12 protein-coding genes and 5 tRNA genes are annotated in these 18,385 nt (G+C 41.9%); 12 read left to right on the top strand and 5 right to left on the bottom strand.

The window, feature by feature from the left end; genetic code table 11:
* Positions 1-39: 39 nt before the first annotated feature.
* Complete coding sequence (gene hemA / locus BHC51_RS03720) at positions 40-1,302, bottom strand: glutamyl-tRNA reductase (RefSeq protein WP_100153351.1); 1,263 nt, start codon at positions 1,300-1,302, stop codon at positions 40-42.
* Between the two features lie 191 nt (positions 1,303-1,493).
* On the opposite strand from hemA, the gene pdxH reads away from it, so the two are divergent.
* Positions 1,494-2,126 (top strand): pyridoxamine 5'-phosphate oxidase, encoded by a 633-nt coding sequence (gene pdxH / locus BHC51_RS03715; protein ID WP_100100708.1) that lies wholly within the window; start codon positions 1,494-1,496, stop codon positions 2,124-2,126.
* Between the two features lie 38 nt (positions 2,127-2,164).
* Here pdxH and BHC51_RS03710 read toward each other — a convergent pair whose 3' ends face one another.
* A complete protein-coding gene (locus tag BHC51_RS03710) occupies positions 2,165-2,980 on the bottom strand; it encodes a lysophospholipid acyltransferase family protein (RefSeq protein WP_100123817.1) in 816 nt (271 codons plus the stop codon).
* A gap of 12 nt (positions 2,981-2,992) precedes the next feature.
* Entirely contained in the window at positions 2,993-3,814 is an 822-nt protein-coding gene (gene mutM / locus BHC51_RS03705) for a bifunctional DNA-formamidopyrimidine glycosylase/DNA-(apurinic or apyrimidinic site) lyase (protein ID WP_100153350.1), read from the bottom strand.
* Between the two features lie 326 nt (positions 3,815-4,140).
* On the opposite strand from mutM, the gene BHC51_RS03700 reads away from it, so the two are divergent.
* The 8 genes from BHC51_RS03700 (at position 4,141) to BHC51_RS03665 (ending at position 11,160) form a co-directional block, all read left to right on the top strand.
* The gene (locus tag BHC51_RS03700; protein ID WP_100153349.1) at positions 4,141-6,969 is read left to right on the top strand and encodes a tetratricopeptide repeat protein; all 2,829 of its coding nucleotides are present in this window, start codon (positions 4,141-4,143) and stop codon (positions 6,967-6,969) included.
* 204 nt (positions 6,970-7,173) lie between these two features.
* Positions 7,174-7,803 (top strand): lipoprotein insertase outer membrane protein LolB, encoded by a 630-nt coding sequence (gene lolB, locus BHC51_RS03695; RefSeq protein WP_100153348.1) that lies wholly within the window; start codon positions 7,174-7,176, stop codon positions 7,801-7,803.
* A gap of 19 nt (positions 7,804-7,822) precedes the next feature.
* Positions 7,823-8,674: a 4-(cytidine 5'-diphospho)-2-C-methyl-D-erythritol kinase gene (gene ispE, locus BHC51_RS03690; RefSeq protein WP_100153347.1), complete on the top strand. Its 852-nt coding sequence runs from the start codon at positions 7,823-7,825 to the stop codon at positions 8,672-8,674.
* A gap of 10 nt (positions 8,675-8,684) precedes the next feature.
* Positions 8,685-8,760: transfer RNA gene (locus BHC51_RS03685), tRNA-Gln, on the top strand.
* A gap of 21 nt (positions 8,761-8,781) precedes the next feature.
* Positions 8,782-8,857 (top strand) — tRNA-Gln (locus BHC51_RS03680).
* Between the two features lie 30 nt (positions 8,858-8,887).
* Positions 8,888-8,963: transfer RNA gene (locus BHC51_RS03675), tRNA-Gln, on the top strand.
* A gap of 576 nt (positions 8,964-9,539) precedes the next feature.
* Complete coding sequence (locus BHC51_RS03670) at positions 9,540-10,526, top strand: ribose-phosphate pyrophosphokinase (RefSeq protein ID WP_100090315.1); 987 nt, start codon at positions 9,540-9,542, stop codon at positions 10,524-10,526.
* A gap of 61 nt (positions 10,527-10,587) precedes the next feature.
* Positions 10,588-11,160, top strand: coding sequence for a 50S ribosomal protein L25/general stress protein Ctc (locus BHC51_RS03665; protein WP_100100696.1), 573 nt, complete (start codon positions 10,588-10,590; stop codon positions 11,158-11,160).
* Positions 11,161-11,752: 592 nt separating this feature from the next.
* On the opposite strand, the gene rnr is transcribed toward BHC51_RS03665, so the two are convergent.
* A complete protein-coding gene (gene rnr, locus BHC51_RS03660) occupies positions 11,753-14,086 on the bottom strand; it encodes a ribonuclease R (RefSeq protein ID WP_100153346.1) in 2,334 nt (777 codons plus the stop codon).
* Positions 14,087-14,173: 87 nt separating this feature from the next.
* On the opposite strand from rnr, the gene BHC51_RS03655 reads away from it, so the two are divergent.
* Both BHC51_RS03655 and BHC51_RS03650 read left to right on the top strand, forming a co-directional pair.
* Positions 14,174-14,260 (top strand) — tRNA-Leu (locus BHC51_RS03655).
* A 689-nt stretch (positions 14,261-14,949) separates the two neighbouring features.
* A tRNA-Leu gene (locus BHC51_RS03650) sits at positions 14,950-15,036 on the top strand.
* Between the two features lie 136 nt (positions 15,037-15,172).
* Here BHC51_RS03650 and BHC51_RS03645 read toward each other — a convergent pair.
* On the bottom strand, positions 15,173-16,474 hold the full coding sequence (locus BHC51_RS03645; protein WP_100153345.1) for a threonine/serine exporter family protein: 1,302 nt from the start codon (positions 16,472-16,474) through the stop codon (positions 15,173-15,175).
* Between the two features lie 811 nt (positions 16,475-17,285).
* On the opposite strand from BHC51_RS03645, the gene BHC51_RS03635 reads away from it, so the two are divergent.
* On the top strand, positions 17,286-18,385 hold a 1,100-nt coding region (locus BHC51_RS03635; protein ID WP_143558745.1), incomplete at its 3' end, for a ShlB/FhaC/HecB family hemolysin secretion/activation protein.

The following is an 18,385-nucleotide window of genomic DNA, read 5'->3' as shown; positions in this document are numbered from 1 at the left end:
TTGAGTAGGTGTAGTGAGCACTGGGTTCTGAATAACACACTAACGCTGCCGCTTCTGGCCGTGCAGGTGATAAATCAGGCTGATGGCTTCAGCCAGCTCGGGATGCTGCTGGCTGTCTTTATTCAATGCTCTGGTGGGTGCATGCAAGAGACTATTGGTTAGCTCGTGGCTGAGACGTTGCAGCACTTCTTCAATGGACGTACCCTTACGCAGTCGGCGTAGTGCTTTAGCTACGGCCTTGCAGCGTTGTTCTTCTCCATGAGTGCGCAAAGCACGAATTAAAGGAACACTGTTGCGGGTTTGTTGCCAGGCAATAAATTCAGCTACTTTGCTGGTTACCATCTTTTCAGCAGCAGCGGCAGCCTGTTGCCGTGCAACCTGACCGTGTTGCACAATATTGATCATGTCATCAACACTATACAGATATGCATCGTTCAGTTCGCCCGCTTCAGCTTCAATATCACGCGGCACCGCCAAGTCGAGCAGAAACATGGGCATACCACGCCGTTGTTTCAGTGCTCGCTCTACCAAACCTTTGCCAATAACCGGAAACGGGCTGGCAGTAGAAGATACAACCACATCGTATTCAGGCAGAATTTGAGGTAAATCAGTTAATATGCGGGCATCAGCTCCGCCATTCAGTTTGCTGCACAATTCCTGTGCCCGTGTCAGTGTACGATTTAGTACAGTCAGACGCTGCGGATGTTCTGCTGCAAAATAGGTAGCAACCAGTTCAATCATTTCACCGGCCCCCACCATTAAGACATTCAATGCAGAAATATCAGGAAAAATCTGGGCAGCCATTTTTACTGCGGCAGCAGCCATAGATACTGAATTTTCACCAACTGCACTTTCATTACGAATTTCTTTTGCTGCGGCAAAGGTTTTTTCAAATAATGCATTCAAATGCTGGTGTAATGTATGCTGGTTACGTGCCATGCGCACGGCTTCTTTTAATTGTCCCAGAATCTGTGGTTCACCCAGAACCATTGAGTCCAGACCACATGCTACGCGAAAGACATGCTGCACGGCCTCTCTGTCATGGAGCTGGTATAAATAGGGCGCAAATTCAGCCAGCGGTAACTGATGGTAGCTGGAGAGCCAGCGTATTACCGCGGTAGCATCTCCAATACAATAGATTTCTGTACGGTTGCAGGTAGACAAAATCATCGCTTCCGCAATCTCCGCCTCACTGCCAAGTGCAGCCAAGGCTTCTGCCAGCATGACGGCGGGAAAAGCCAAACGTTCACGTATGGAAACAGGGGCAGTTTGGTGATTCAGCCCGATAACGGTTAAAGACATGTTACCTGAAGTAATTTGCGTTTACCCGCTACCGCGGGTAGGATGATTGCCAACCAGACTTTATATTCTGATTAAGTATAAAGCTGTTAAATCGGATAATTATACGCTATTAGTGCCGAAAAAGCAGCCAATCAAGTCTATTGACACTATAAATAAATTTTTTGCATGCATAAACAAACATCATGAATAATCTGGATTTACACGATATTCGTCAGGACTACAGCAAACAGTCACTCAGTGAGGCTGAATGTAGTGCCAATCCGCTGGAACAGTTCCAAAAGTGGTTGACGGCAGCCATGCATGCCAAAGTGAATGAACCCACAGCCATGAACATTGCAACTGTTGATCAGCATGGACGCCCCAATGCGCGCATTGTGTTGTTAAAAGAAGTAACAGCACAGGGATTTGTGTTTTTCACCAATTATCATAGTCGCAAAGGTTGCTCTTTAAGCCATAACCCCTATGCAGCACTCACATTTTTCTGGCCGGAGCTGGAACGTCAGGTGCGGGTCGAAGGAGCAGTGCATCAATTGCCTGCTGCTGATTCCGATGCGTATTTTCATTCCCGGCCATATAGCAGCCGTATTGGTGCATGGGCAAGTGAACAGAGTACAGTTATCAGTAGCAAGACTGAGCTGATAGCACGGGCAGCAAAATTGGGTGCAAAATATCTGCTGGATGTACCGCGACCACCTCATTGGGGTGGTTATCTGGTACAGCCCGAGCAGGTTGAATTTTGGCAAGGGCGGCCAAGTCGTCTACATGATCGTATCCAGTACATAAAGCAAAATAACCTATGGATTAAACAGCGTTTATCACCTTAGATTAATAGTTTATTCTTGAATTGAATATCAGATCGCCGTTATTGAGAAGATATATTATCTGCTGATGCATTAATAGATGTAATCGGGCTATCGCTGAGTACTCTTGCCCGAATAAAATCTTCAGCCTGAGTTTTTAGTTTGAAACGATCAGTAATTTTATTATCATCAGCGTTCAGTAAAGCAGCAAAATCAACCTTTACCATGATTTCCGGCAGAGAAACTATATTCCACAGACTGCGCAGTAAAGTAGTTTTGCCAACAAAGGCTACTTTCGGAGTGCGCTGTCCCTGCATATCGTAATAGCGAATTGCTACCGGCATTACCGGTCTGTCTGCATCGATGGCTGCCTGAAACAAAGCAGCCTTAAACGGTAGCGTTGTTAAACCCTCCGAAGTGTAGGCTTCGGGAAAAAACAGCACATTCTTACCTTCGTGCAGAGCCTGCTCAATAGCATTAATCACCGGATTAATATCCTGCCGTGACTGCCTGTTAATGTAAACTGTGCCACCATTAGTGACCAGTTTGCCCAATACAGGCCAAGACTTGATACTTTGTTTGGCGATAAAACCACCCGGAATATAAGCCATCAATACGAAAATATCCAGCCAAGTAACATGATTGGCAACAGTTAGCCATGGCATACTGGCTGTATCTGGCATTGCCTGTTCAGGTTTTACTTTTACATGCAATATATGCAGTAAATTTTGCGCAATTGAGACTAACTCATTATTACGTTCAGTTGCATTCAGGCTGTTGAAGCGCTTCACACGCCTGATGGTTTTTCGTAGCCATAACGCCAGTCTGATAATACGTGTACAGCGGGTAAGTAAAGAAGTATATTGTGATTTTGTCATTATTATTAATCATCATCGCTGGCATTGAGGACAGTAAAAACTGCTACGCTGTCCTAAAACCATTTTCTTAATCGGATGGCCACACTGCGGACACAGTTCTCCTGCTCGCCCGTATACATGATGTTGTAGCTGAAAATAGCCACTATTGCCAGCACTATTCACAAAATCGCGCAGGGTGCTGCCCCCAGCGCTGATTGCCTCCTGCAATATCTGTTTGATTGCTTCAGTCAGCGCGCTAACCTGCATTTTGTCCAAATGCATGGCTATGGTGGCTGGATGAATGCCAGTGCGGAATAAAGCCTCATTAGCATAGATATTGCCTACACCAACCACCGTTTTATTATCCATGATTGCTAGCTTAATCGCACGCTTCTGTTTGGCCAGTTTTTGCTGTAGATAATCAGCATTAAAATCTTCACTTAGTGGTTCCGGCCCAAGATTAGCCAGTAATGGGTGGCGCTCAATCAGGCCAACAAACCATAATACTGCCCCAAAGCGTCTGGGGTCATGAAAACGCAGCAGAGTACCATTAGCAAAAACAATATCCAGATGATCATGTTTTTTTACTGGGGGAGCGCTAAAATCCGTGAAGACACGCAAATTGCCAGACATGCCCAGATGAATGATCAGCGTGCCAGAATCCAGCTCAATTAACAGATATTTAGCTCGGCGTTTAACAGATTGAACCTTTTCCCCCTCAAGCAGTGAACCAAGATTATCCATCACAGGCCAGCGCAAACGCGATTGACGCACTTCTACTTGTGAAATAGTCTGATTCAGAATAAAAGGAGTAATTCCACGCAGAGTAGTTTCTACTTCAGGCAGTTCAGGCATGATTTAACTATAAAATCCAGAATAAAATCGATACAATAGCATCATAAAAATAAATTTGAAAGCCCATGTTGCTTAAACTATAAGCAGATAAAATTAACATAAGTCATGCGCAGCTGAAAATGCCTGTGTTAAAGTAGCAATTATTTTACCTTAATAGTTTAATCTTAAATGGGTGACGGATATTCCTGTATCAATTGTCTGAATCACTGCTGGCAACTGAACAGATTCTGCAATGAATAGAAAGTAAAAATTTCCTTTACTGGAAAATAGTTATTATTTATAAGTCAGTGTACACGATAACTGATCAGCATACATGGAGAAGTTTAATGCCTCATTGGATTCATCGTATTACCCCAATTGTTTTAAGTTTGATGGCTGCAAGTTTAGCCAATGCAAACAGTACTCAGAAACGGCAGACATCGGTACCATTGATTCAAACCAAAATTGAGCGCGTAAATCAAATTACCACTCCGGATGATATCGTATCCTTGCAACGGCGTTTGACTATTGCCGGGCGAGCCAATGATATTTTTACTCTGTTTGCTAGCGAACTTACCTATTCTCAGGGTAAAACCGATGCTGCTTTGGCCGCAGACATGCGTATGCTTGAACATACGCAGGAACCCGAAGTCGCTGCGCGGGCTATGGAAATGGCGCTAGGTGCCAATAAAATCACAGAGGCGCAAACTATTGCTGATCGCTGGCAGCAAATCCAGCCGACAGAGACGCCAGCCAAACAGCGCCTGATGTGGGAGCTGGCTATAGCAAAGAGAGATGTGCCACAAGTACTGAAAAATACAGATGCAGTGTTGTCGAATGCCAACGATTACCAGCTACGCCGGCTGTTTTTAAAACTGGCGCAATTCAGGTTAAACAATCTAAATGCCACTGATGAGCTAAATACTCCAATTCACAAAACGGCAGTTTTGCATCCAGAAATGGCAGAAGCATTAATTGCTGATGCTATTTATGGCGTAACTGGTGCTCACGAAGAACAAACCATCAAAGCATTACAATCACTGTTGCGTCTGGATACAGATATCTTTCCTGCCAGCCAGCTTACGCTGAATCTGATTAATCTTAAACAACCACAATATTTGCTGGATTTCTATCAGCAAACCGGCGTCGAGACCATGCCGGCTAAATGGCAAAGCCTCTATATAGAATTGCTAATTAAAAATAACAAATTACAGGAGGCATACCAAACTCTGCAACCATTGCTGGTTAAAAGCAAAAGTGCAGACCTGTATTTGCAGGCGGCTTATCTGGCAGTCAGCCAGAAATCAGATACAGCTACCATTGCTTCATATGCAGAAAGAATTGCTGAACTAGGTAATCGCAATCAGCGCAGTAAAGCAGCAATGATGGTAGCCATGCGCTACTATGATGAGCATAATCTGCCTGCTTCCCGCTCATGGGCAGCAAAAGCCGATGATCCACAGTTTGCCTTTGATCAGGCGCTCATGATGTGTTCATTGGAAGCGGAAGAAAAACACTGGTCAGCAGCACAAAAATGGCTGAATAAAGCCCAGTCTGCCAGTAAACAGGGCACATTTTTCAGTTCCAGAGATTTACTGCGACTGCAAACATTTATAAACAGCTCCTCACTCACAAACCGTCAGTATGAACAATATCTGAATAGAATGCTGGCGAAAGCCGAGCAGAGCAGCGCCAAAACACAAGAACAGGATGTTCCGCCATTATTACTGCTGCGGGGACTATTATATGCAGATAAATTGAATGAACCAGCAAAAGCAGTGGCAGACATGCGCCGCTTTGTTCAGATGCGGCCTAATCAGATAGATGGCCTTAATGCACTGGGTTATACTTTACTAAGCATGCCTAAAGAAAACTGGCCAGAAGCCCAGAAGTTGCTGGAACAGGCTTATTCTCTAAACAGCCATTCTCCGGCTGTTAATGACAGTCTGGGCTGGGCATACTTTCTCAATGGAGATGCCGAGAAAGCACTGCCTTTGCTTGAATATGCCTATCAGCATCAACCTGAAAGCGAAGTAGCAGCCCATCTGGGTGAAATTTACTGGCAACTAGGGCGTGAAAACGAAGCCCGCCAAATATGGGCTCAGGGCTGGCTTAACAAAAAAAGTGATCATAAAGTTTTGAATCAGATTTTGGATAAGCATGGAATTAAACCGGCCAGCTTGCCACTTACAACTGCAAAAACAGAAATAGCTCATGCCGATGCAGAGCTTTATCTGAGAAGAGTCAGATTATTGGAAGTTATGAATACAAATGCACCGGTTTTTATTGATAACGTTAATAAAGTGATTCAAGAAGGTAATGCCAGCCAGCGCAGTGAAGCAGCGCTTCATGCTGCATCTTATTTTTATCTCAATAAAAATAATGCTGCAGCACAAGAGTGGTTAAGCAAGGTGACAGATAATAAATTTGCTACAAATAAAGCCTATCTGATGGGCATAATTGAAGTAGAGCAAAACAACATACCAGCAGCCCAACAATGGTTGCAACGCATAAACCAGAACAATCAGCAGTCAGCAAATTCTGATAACTTTTATGCACTTGAACTTTCAATTTACATTGATCGTAAAATACTTCAGCCAAAAGCCTATGTACATAAACTGACACAGCATCTGAAAGAAGCCCAGCAGCTTGCTAATATCACGCACGATAGCAAACCTGTGGAATTAATCCTGTATATGCGTGGTCTGGCTTATGCAGAAAATCTGGATCAGCCGAAAAAAGCAGTAGAAGATTTTCGTGCCTTAATCAAATTGAATCCTGATAGTGCTGATGGGTGGAATAATCTGGGCTATACCATGCTAAGTATGCACAAACGCTACTGGGCCGAGGCACTAACTATTCTGCAACATGCAAATCAGTTAGACGGGAAATCTGAAGTGATTCAAGATAGTTTGGGCTGGGCGTATTATCTTAATGGCGATCCGGAAAAAGCCTTACCTCTATTACGCTCTGCTTACCAAACTGTGCAGGACAGTACCGTTGCCGCACATTTGGGTGAAGTGCTGTGGCAATTAGGGAAACAGGAGCAGGCACGGCAAATCTGGGCGCAAGGGCTAACTAATAAAAACTCAGACCAGAAAGTTTTACAGCAGACTTTGAAAAAATTTGCTGTAAATCCGGTAAGCTTGTCTGCATCTGCGCCACCAGATCAATAAATCAGACCAATAACGGTTATGAGCTGAACTTAAATAGTCAATCAGATTATCTTCATATCGCAAAAGCTGCCGCATATACATCGTGTAAACGGCAGCTACTGATTCACATCTGTAAATAACCAGAAAATTAACATGTCTGAGTACATACAGTTGCTAGCCATACCGTTACAATAAACGCCATCACAATTACCGAAATGGAAGACAATGTATTCATTTTTGTGTAAGCCACGTCTTTATGTGCCAGCAGTAGTTGTCCTGAGCTTAGTCTTAAGCGCCTGTAGTAGTCTGGTACAGAAAAAAGTAACTACAGCCTCAGACTGGCAGGCTAGTAATGAACAGGCCGTTTCCAGTTTTGATAGTTCAGGCCGACTGGCTATTAAAGATCAGGGTAAGGGTACTTATGCCAACTTTAGCTGGCAGAATTTAGGCGCAGTGCAAACTATAGAAGTCAAAACACCATTGGGTAACAGCGTAGGTATTTTGTGTCGTGACAACATTGGAGTAATTGCGGAGGATAGCAAAGGACAGATTATCACTGCCACCAGCATAGAAGAATTAAGCCAGCGTATGCTTGGTTTTGCGCTGCCATTTGATCATCTTAATCAGTGGGTGCAAGGTTACTGGATTGCAGATGAACCGTACCAGTTACTGCCAGATGGCAAGCTAAAACAGTCTGGCTGGATTATCCAGCGCCAGCTGCAAAATGGCAGCCGTAATCCGCGCATTATTCAGCTAAATAATGCACGTTTTGACATCAGACTGGTTTTTGATGAATATACAGATACTGCCAGCCAGATATCATCGCAATGTGAATTGCGTCAAAGACTTTTCTGAATTTAATAAATAGCAGAACATGAATAATTTACATCCGGCAGCTGATGCTCATCATTTTCTGGTACCAGCCAAACTGAACCTTGATTTGCGAATTATCGGCAGGCGTGCTGATGGCTACCATTTACTTGAAAGCATCTTCACCCTAATTGAACTGTATGACCAAATCTGGCTCAGAGTAAACAATAATGGCCATATAGCAATGCATACACCAATTGACGAAATTATGGCAGAGCAGGATTTATGTGTGCGTGCAGCACAGTTACTGCGTAGTCATACGGGTACACGGCAGGGCGTGGATATCTGGTTGGATAAACAGATTCCCATCGGAGGAGGACTAGGTGGTGGTAGTGCAGATGCAGCAGTAGTATTAATGGCACTCAACCGTTTGTGGCAGCTTAGCCTGAATAAGGCACAATTATTGCAGCTAGGGGTGCAATTGGGTGCAGATGTGCCATTTTTTATTTTTGGTCAGAGTGCGTTCGCTCGTGGCATTGGTGAAGTTTTAAGTCCGATATCCTTGCCGAAACAATGGTATGTGATTATCAAGCCTCCTGTGCACGTTAGTACACCGAAAATATTTGCACATAAAGACTTGACACGTGATTCTAAGCCACGCATAATGCCAGACTTCCAAGCAGGACAGCACTGGTGCAATGATATGCAAAGCGTTGTTTTGGCTGAGTATCCAGCAGTAAAAGCAGCATTTGATGTTTTGGCTGAATATGGTTCACCAATGATGAGTGGTTCTGGTGCATGCGTATTTTTGTCATTTGATTCTGAAAGTGCCGCACAAGCTGTTTACAATAAAGTTTCTCACGCGCATCAGGCGTATTGCGTTGCTTCATTAGCGAGGCATCCATTTTATCAATGATGTGTGTTGTTGGGGAGTCGTCAAGTGGTTAAGACACTGGGTTTTGATCCCAGTATGCGTAGGTTCGAATCCTACCTCCCCAGCCAATTGCTTAATACAAAAAGCATTGGGGAGTCGTCAAGTGGTTAAGACACTGGGTTTTGATCCCAGTATGCGTAGGTTCGAATCCTACCTCCCCAGCCACATTTAGAGTATTTAGGCAGTAAACCCTTTTGGGGAGTCGTCAAGTGGTTAAGACCCCGGATTCTGATTCCGGTATGCGTAGGTTCGAATCCTACCTCCCCAGCCAATTAAAATAAGCGTGTAAGTTTACTTACACGCTTATTTAATGTGTAAACGACAAATTGTTACGTAAGAGCATGTGTATATCGCCAGAAGTGATATAATTATTACCATGCTCGGCTGTCTGGATGAAAATCAGTATACTGGCTTCATACAGGCATAATGATGTTACAGAATGTATAAGCAGCTTTCACATTTTGTGGTAAGAAAAACCAGTTAAAGGGTAGAACAGAATATAGATTCAATCATTGAAATAAAATGGTGTCACTATTTTGCCATGCTGCTATCAAATATCAGTAAAAACCATTGATTAAATCAGTTTCAGCCCCGATACTTGTAGCTAGCCAGTGCATACTGGAAAATCTTTTTAAAAGAGGTGGTTATTACTTTTAAATTTAAAAGTAACGTAATGGATGCAGACCGAGAGAAAGAAAAGTAAAACCACTTTGTCCGGTTGATATTCACTACTTGTTTAAATGACAGATACACCAGCATCAGTGGTGATATGAAAGCCTTGGATTAAATGTTTAATCTACCTCATACAAACCAAACCAAACCTAAACAGGACTCAGGTACAACAGAAATGGCAGCATACGACAGTTTGATGGTGTTTACCGGCAATGCAAACCCGGAGCTGGCTAATAACGTAGCCAGACATTTGGATATTTCTCTGGGACGTGCTTCGGTAGGAAAATTCTCTGACGGCGAAATTGCAATTGAATTACTAGAAAATGTACGCGGTCGTGATGTATTTATCGTACAACCTACCTGCGCGCCAACCAATGATAATTTAATGGAAATCCTTACCATGGCTGACGCACTCAAGCGTGCTTCTGCCGGCCGGATTACCGCTGCCATACCTTATTTTGGCTATGCACGTCAGGATCGCCGCCCGCGCTCAGTTCGGGTACCGATTTCAGCTAAACTAGTAGCCAATATGCTGTATTCTGCCGGTATTGACCGTGTACTCACTGTTGACTTACATGCTGACCAGATTCAGGGCTTTTTTGATATTCCGGTTGACAATATCTATGCCACACCTATTCTGGTGCACGACATTGAAAAACAGCGAATCGATAATCTGACAGTAGTCAGCCCCGATATCGGTGGCGTAGTGCGCGCCCGCGCCGTAGCCAAAACTCTGGGTACTGATTTAGCCATTATTGATAAGCGCCGGCCAAAAGCCAATGTGGCCGAAGTAATGAATATTATTGGTGAAGTTCAGAATCGTACCTGTCTGATTATTGATGACATGATCGATACTGCCAATACCCTATGTAAAGCTGCATCAGCGCTAAAAGAGCGCGGTGCAGAACGCGTACTGGCCTATGCCACTCATCCAGTATTTTCCGGTGCAGCAATCGAACGAATTGCCTCATCAGAAATTGATCAGGTAGTGGTAACGGATACCATTCCATTATCGGAAGCTGCACAGAAATGTGAACGTATCCGTCAGGTAAGTATTTCCGGCTTACTGGCAGAAACTGTACGCCGTATCAGCAACGAAGAATCTGTGTCATATCTCTTTAATGAAGATGTGGCCATACCGGGAGCAATGTTTCTCCCTTAATACCCCTAGCCGTCTTAAGCTGGTCGCGGCCGATGATGGCATTATTAACCTTGGAGTAGTTATGTCTTACGAAATTAAAGCAGAAATCCGTGAAGCTCAGGGCACTGGTGCGAGCCGCCGCCTGCGTCGCGAAGGTAAAGTACCGGCTGTATTGTACGGTGAAGGAACCGAACCGGTAGCTATTACTGTAGATCATCGTACCTTATGGTATGCACTGGAAAAAGAATCTTTCCATACTGCTATTATCAAACTGGATGTTAGTGGTAAAACCTACGACGTTATCGTACGTGATTTCCAGATGCACCCATTTAAACAGCAGGTACAGCACATTGATTTTCAGGCTGTTGATGCAAACAAAGCCATCAATATCCGTGTTCCATTACACTTGTTAAATGCAGCTATTTCTCCAGCAGAGAAATTGCAGAGTGGCCGTGTATCCTTGTTGGCTACCAGCGTAGAAGTGAATACATTGCCGAAAAACATTCCTGCCGTGATGGAGCTGGATGTTGCTACTATCCGTGCTGGTGAAATTCGTCACCTGTCTGATCTCGTGTTCCCAGAAGGCGTTACCAGCGTTGCCTTAAATCGCAATGAAAATCTGGCTATTGCTTCTGCTACCGGTAAAAACAAATAAGCTATAAAAATTAAATATAGCCTATATTTGAAAAGTATTTAACTTATTACAGGTAAATACCCAATAAAAAGCTGAAGTCTGTTATTACAGGCTTCAGTTTTTTATTTCATCATACCCATAGTAATATGATTCAATGAAAAATTACTGTTTAGTAAATATGTCAGTATTAACAATTAAGAAAAACAAATAAGTAACTAAACTTGTAGTAATCTATACTTTCAGATACAGTATTGACAAAAATTAGTGTAATTACAAACACAGTACAGGTAACTGCTTAAAAGCTTAAAACATTTCTAATGCAAAAGATATGTAAACAGGTTTCAACCAGTATAACAGTCCTCCTCCTCAAAAAAATAAGCAAATTTCAATATTCATAAACAAAACCTATCATACAACTGTTGTAACACAGAACATCAGTTATAGAAAAAGTTAAATATCCGAGTTAAAGCTGCTGCTGAGAAAATATCAGATAACAGCCTTTATAGATTATAAATAATAAAAACATCATTATTTACAGCGTGCCAAATTTACCCGGAGCAGACAGATATATTGCCTTAAACTAGCTACTGAATTAATAACAATCAGATTGAAATCAAGATTTTTTGCGACCTGATTTACCCCGAGTATTGGCTGAACGAAAGTTTTGACCTGTAACTGTTTGGGTTCTAGTATTTTTTTGCTTTTTGTTAACTATTTTGTGTGTTTTTTTGACAGAAATCTTAGGCTGTTTCTGAGTTTTCAGTGCATCTTTTTTCTGGCGTCGCTTGCCACTACTGGTGCTGACCAATACCAAATCAATCCGGCTTGTATCTAGATCAGCGCGGGCTACTTTCACCATCACTTTGTCACCAAGCTTAAAGCGAATACCACTACGTTCGCCAACAATCGCCATCAGCTCAGGATGAAAATTAAAATAGTCTTCGCCCAGATCACTAATGTGAATCATGCCATCAATATAAACATTATCTAGAGTAACAAATAGACCGAAGTTTGCCATGCCTGAAATAGTACCGGAAAACACCTCACCAATCTTGTCTTGCATATAGTAAGTTTTCAGCCAGTTTTCAACATCACGGCTTGCATTATCAGCTTTGCGTTCCGCCAGAGAACAATGTACTCCTAAATCAGCCCACGATTGCGGCTGATACTGCCTGTGCTGCAAAATTGCCTTAATGGCACGGTGCACCGTTAGATCAGGATAACGCCGAATTGGAGAAGTAAAGTGAGTATATGCCGGATAGGCCAAACCAAAATGACCAATATTTTGTGGTTCATATACTGCCTGCTGCATAGACCGCAGCAGCATAACACCAATGACATTGTGATCTGGCCGGTTTTTAATCTTTTCACTTAGTTCTGCATAATCTTTTGGCGTAGGATTATCGCCACCATTCAATTGCAAACCTAGCAAAGCCAGTTGCTCACGCAAAGTGCTTAGCCGCTCACTGGTAGGACCTGCATGGTTGCGGTACAGGGCAGGGTGCTTGTGGTATTTAAGAAACTCTGCAGCGCAGACATTGGCTGCCAGCATACATTCCTCAATCAGGCGATGGGCTTCATTGCGTTCAACAGGCACAATACGCTCAATTTTTCCCTGTGGGTTAAACAACATCTGAGTTTCAATACTTTCAAACTCCACTGCACCACGTTGCAAGCGTCTTTTCAGTAAAATCTGATACAGACGATATAGGCTCATTACATGCGTTTTTATCGGATCATCAAACTGATCATTACTAATATAGTCCCATGCCTGCGTATAAGTAAGCCGTGCATGAGAACGCATTACAGCCGGATAAAATTCATAACTTTTAATATTACCGGCATAAGTAATAACCATATCGCATACCAGGCACAAGCGCTCTACATTTGGGTTAAGCGAGCAAATACCATTGGACAGATTTTCTGGCAGCATCGGAATAACCCGACGTGGAAAATAAACACTTGTAGCACGTTCCTGTGCATCCTGATCAATAGCATCATCAGGATGAACATAATGGCTGACATCAGCAATTGCTACCACCAAACGATAATTACGACCAACTTTTTCCGCATATACCGCATCATCAAAATCGCGCGCAGTTTCACCATCGATAGTAATCAGAGGCAGTTCACGCAAATCTACACGGTTTTTGCGCTCAGCAGCCTTAACATGATCAGGTATTGTAGCAGCCTGAGCCAGACATTCTCGACTAAACTGATAAGGTAGATGATGCTTTCGTACAGCGATTTCAATTTCCATACCACTGTCAGCATAATCACCCAGAATTTCAGTAACACGTGCAACGGCGGCCTGTGTAGCATTCGGGTATGACTCAATTCTGGCCACCAGAACCTGCCCGGCTTTGGCTTTGCCGAGAGACTTTGGCTGTAACACAATACTTGCACCCAGACGTTTGTCCTCCGGCACCAGCATGGCCACACCATGTTCAATAGTCAGCCGGCCAACCACATCCCGATTAGCGCGTTCGATCACATCTAGTACCTGACCTTCACGCCGACCACGTCGGTCGTTACCTGCAGGGCGTACAGTAACAATATCTCCATTCATCAACCCACGCATTTGGCGAGTATAAAGAACAAAATCACTGCCATCTGCCGCATTCAATGGTACAGCAAAACCAAAATCATCCTTGTGTACTTCAACACGACACTTAACCAATGCTAGCTTATTGGCTACACAAACAGCACCACGGCGATTAATCAAAATCTGTCCGTCACGTGCCATAGCGTTTAAACGACGTTCAAAAAAAGCGGCTTCTTCAGTAGTAATATTGAGTTTTTGTGCCAGCTCCGACATTTTGACTGGAATGCCGATTTTTTCCAAAACAGCAATAATCCATTCACGGCTGGGTAAAGGGTTAAGATAACGTTGTAATTCTCGTTCCAAATAAGGGTCTTGATGGCGCAAATCTGATTTTTTTTTCATAGGGTATTGACAATCTCTTTAGAGAATATATAATGCATTTCCTCAGTTAAAGACATACTTTAACTGAAAGTTGCAATATATGCAAAAGCCCAGATGGCGGAATTGGTAGACGCGCATGGTTCAGGTCCATGTGCCAGCAATGGTGTGGAAGTTCGAGTCTTCTTCTGGGCACCAGAATTTCGAAAAAAGATATCTAAGTAATTAGATATCTTTTTTTATTTCCAATATTTGTTAAGTGCTTAAATTTTTAAGTGTTTTTACTATGGGTTTAAGCATTGCTCAGGAAATTTTTCTCCATTATTATAAATATAATATAGCTGTATAAAACGTAGCTTACATCATCATTAGTTCAAAATAGAATAATTGAGTAACAGAAAAAATAGCAAGACCTTTTATAGTCATCTAAAATTATACAAAATAAAGAATAGCATTATGTATTGATCTATGAAAGCAGACTCAAAGCCATAATCAGATACAAATCAGGCAGAGACACAATAATATATACTATGATAAGTATATATTATATTTAAAACATAATAAATCGCATCAGTACCTGATAAAGCATTTGTTATATAGCCAGTTTAATTGACAGTATTAACTAATTTAACTTAATAAAGCATCACAACCAAAATTGCAGTAATTTTTTACCCGAAGAATTATTAGCTTATCAACTTTTATGCCATAAACAGTTAATTAAACAGATAAAAACTGTATCTGGCATATTTCCTTAAAACGAAAAAATTTCCTTATAAATCAGTAATTGTTGTCACGGATGCCAGCATGTCTATTGACAACGTGTACCGAAAATATATAATACGCAACTTCAATAAACATAGCAACGAAATGGCTGTGTTAAAGAATAAGCCCAGGTGGCGGAATTGGTAGACGCGCATGGTTCAGGTCCATGTACCAGCAATGGTGTGGAAGTTCGAGTCTTCTTCTGGGCACCAGAATTCAAAAAAAGATATCTAATTAATTAGATATCTTTTTTTATTTCCAAATATGCAAATAACTTCTTATAAAATTATATTTAATTTAACATTCTATATGAGTACCTATTTGGTAAACAAAACAGAGCGAAACAAACTACCTTCGTTCATCAGCAGGTAACAGGTTAAATGCCCATTCTTTATCTGTACATACTCGTGCCAGCACCAAGCCTAATGGCAGCGCAAAAACAATAAGCAAAGCCTGAGTGCCCCAGTTAATAGCATTAACCATATCATTTTGTTGTACAAAGTACATCGCGCGAAACATGTAGATACCGGGAACCATAATACATACAGCAGGTACCGACAGAGCAATGCGCGGGCATTTAATGTAATGACTAAAATAAAACGCACTAATACCAACAATAAAGGCTGCAATTAAAGAGGCGGCCTGAATGGGAATATTAGCAAAATCTATTAATTCAAGGCGCAGAGTATTGGCATACATACCAATAAAAGCAGTTGTCAATGCAGTTTTAATCGGACTGTTAAAGAGCAGGGCAAAACCGAGTACTCCAAAGAAACTGGCAATTAGGCGGAAAAAAGCCGTCCAGACAGGATAAAGGTTGGGTGTGAGCATTGCCTCTGGTGCTACATGAATGCCCGCAGCAACCACCCATGCAGCAAAAGTAGCACAAAAAATTATGATTACCGCATAGGTTACACGCTGAATACCCGAGGAAAAATCCAGTTTGGCCAAATCTAATACACCTGTGATCAATGGAAAGCCGGGTATCAAAAACAGCATCGAAGCTATATAGCCGGCAGTATGCTGAATATTTACTTTTAATATTAAGCAGCTCACGCCAATAATCAGAAAATACAGGCTTGAAGCCATTGCAGCAGCCAGCATAGTTACCACAAACTGATTTAGATGTTTATATAGCAGTGTCTGCCGTAATGCCTGACCAAAAGCAGAAGCAATCAGTACGCCCAGCATTTCTATCAGACCACCACCAAGTAGAAAAGTAAAAGAGGAGCAGGCAATAGCAGCAAACAAAGCTGACTCACACAAACCATATAGAGCTGGCTGAGTTTCAATGATTGCCAGAGATTGGTCAAGATAACAGATAAGCTCACTTTCACTCATATCCTGATAACGTGCCTGTACTTCTATTAACAACGTTTCAAGTAATTGAATATTATTAGTATTGATACCAATACCCTGAATATTAGTAACTTCTGTTTTGAACTGTGTTTCGCAGCGGCAAGTGGAATTGATTTCTGTCAGTGTAATATGTGCCTGATTTTCTACTCCAAGCATATGAGCAACATGGCGCATTGACTGTTTGATGCGATAACTACCAGTACCTGCTGCCAGACAAATTTTGCCCACCCTTAAAACCAAATCTGATTTAATATTTAGCTGAAGCTCATTGGATGAAAAAGGCAGAGTCATAATAGATTTAAATCTAATAACAATGAATTAACTATTATAACGCCCATATCTATTAGATAAAGTATATTTTAATGAATGACTTAATAATATGCAATATAGATAATGCAATGCATTATTCATAAAGGAATTTGACCAGTGGTAGCTTTTAATTCTGCCGTCTATATTACAACGGAAAGCGATCAGTTACTACCGGTAATGGCAGATACCAGCCAGCTGGAAACTACATGCAATGATGCCTTTCGGTTCCAATGAAGCACCTTTCCCCGAAAAAACCTTTATTGATGACACCGAACGCTTTAAAGTATTTTATTAATTCAATTAGCAAAATGTCCGTACAGACCAAAGTTACATTAGTACAGACACCGGCCGGTTTAGTGTCTGAACCGGCCGTTTTTTTAACCGATTTTCCGTGTACAGATTCAAGTTTTCTTTAATACAAATAAAAAACAATAATATTGCTAAAATTAAATAAAATAAACTAATAAATACAAAAATATAGCAAAAGTTATAATTTTATAATAAAAAATTAGTAGAAAGCAACATAAAAAACTAACTTTTCTTATTTTATTGTTTTACATAAAATGGCGGATATCAAAAACAGTAAATTTAAAATTGCAACAAAATTTTCAACAGTAAAAACAAAATATTAGAATATATTTCTATCCCATTTATCATTTATCTAACTAGATTTCAACATCAATCAATACATTTTCCAACCGAATGCAGTCATTCATCAATAGCGCATTAAGTTGAAATTAATACATAATGCCATTAAAATTTACTAATATTAACACTAATTTATAAGCATAAAATGCACATAAAGAAACTTGCTCTGTTGGTAAATCTGTTGGGTAGTGGCTTGTTACAAGTCTATGCTGCACCGATGTCTGAAATGATAGATCAACTCGAGCGAAAACAGCAACAGCAAATTATTCGCGAACAGCAACGGCAGCAGCAATTCCAGCAGCAAATGCAGCCGGATATTAACGTGCGTTTGCAGCCAGAAGAAGAAAACCTGCCGCAGGCAGGCAAACTAATCACAGATGAAAAACCCTGCTTTGCTATCAATAGCATCAGTTTGACTGGTGAAGAAGCGGGGCGTTTTCAGTTTGCCCTGAAAAAAGCCATTCGTCAGAGTCATTTCACGCCCGGCATGTGTCTGGGAGCCAAGGGGGTTAATCAACTCATGACACTGGCACAAAATGCCGTCATTGAACGTGGTTATACCACCACCCGTATTCTGGCCAGTCCGCAAGACCTAAGCAGCGGGAAATTACAACTAAGTGTTATACCGGGGCGCATTCATGCCATTCGTTATAATCTGGACAATGCTGCTACTACACATATTGGGCGTATCCGCCATATACGGAATGAATTTCCAGCCAGAGCAGGAGACATATTGAACCTGCGGAAACTGGAGCAAGGACTGGAAAACCTGCGTCGAGTACCAACTGCCGAAGCTGATATCCAGATTGAACCTGCAGAAGAACCCAACCAGAGTGATATCGTAATTAGCTGGGCTCAGCGCACCGTCCCCTTACGTTTAAGCCTCAGCGTAGACGATTCCGGTAGCCATTCAACTGGGCGCTATCAAGGCGGTGCCACCTTATCGGTAGATAACCCATTAGGATTAAGTGATTTATTCTATGTCAACTACAACCATGATCTGGGCGGCAAAGACAGCTACTTCAGCGATGATGGCAAAACAGGCAGCGGAACCCATGGTTATGCACTGCATTATTCCATACCGGTAGGCAACTGGCTTATCGCCTATAACCGTAACCATTACCGTTACCATCAGGCAGTAGCCGGATATAACGAAAACTATGACTATAGTGGTAACAGCGACAATACCGATATAGGCATTACCCACATGCTATACCGCAACAGTCACCGCAAAACAGACATAAC

This window comes from Snodgrassella alvi (assembly GCF_002777745.1).
Lineage (GTDB): Bacteria > Pseudomonadota > Gammaproteobacteria > Burkholderiales > Neisseriaceae > Snodgrassella > Snodgrassella alvi_D.
The sequence above is the reverse complement of the archived record's forward strand: the minus strand, read 5'-3'. Positions and strand labels throughout refer to the sequence as shown.

Coding starts and splice junctions, on each gene's coding strand:
- hemA (WP_100153351.1), bottom strand. CDS start 1,302: ATGTCTTTAACCGTTATCGGGCTGAATCACCAAACTGCCCCTGTTTCC.
- BHC51_RS03710 (WP_100123817.1), bottom strand. CDS start 2,980: ATGACAAAATCACAATATACTTCTTTACTTACCCGCTGTACACGTATT.
- mutM (WP_100153350.1), bottom strand. CDS start 3,814: ATGCCTGAACTGCCTGAAGTAGAAACTACTCTGCGTGGAATTACTCCT.
- BHC51_RS03700 (WP_100153349.1), top strand. CDS start 4,141: ATGCCTCATTGGATTCATCGTATTACCCCAATTGTTTTAAGTTTGATG.
- lolB (WP_100153348.1), top strand. CDS start 7,174: ATGTATTCATTTTTGTGTAAGCCACGTCTTTATGTGCCAGCAGTAGTT.
- ispE (WP_100153347.1), top strand. CDS start 7,823: ATGAATAATTTACATCCGGCAGCTGATGCTCATCATTTTCTGGTACCA.
- BHC51_RS03670 (WP_100090315.1), top strand. CDS start 9,540: ATGGCAGCATACGACAGTTTGATGGTGTTTACCGGCAATGCAAACCCG.
- BHC51_RS03665 (WP_100100696.1), top strand. CDS start 10,588: ATGTCTTACGAAATTAAAGCAGAAATCCGTGAAGCTCAGGGCACTGGT.
- rnr (WP_100153346.1), bottom strand. CDS start 14,086: ATGAAAAAAAAATCAGATTTGCGCCATCAAGACCCTTATTTGGAACGA.
- BHC51_RS03645 (WP_100153345.1), bottom strand. CDS start 16,474: ATGACTCTGCCTTTTTCATCCAATGAGCTTCAGCTAAATATTAAATCA.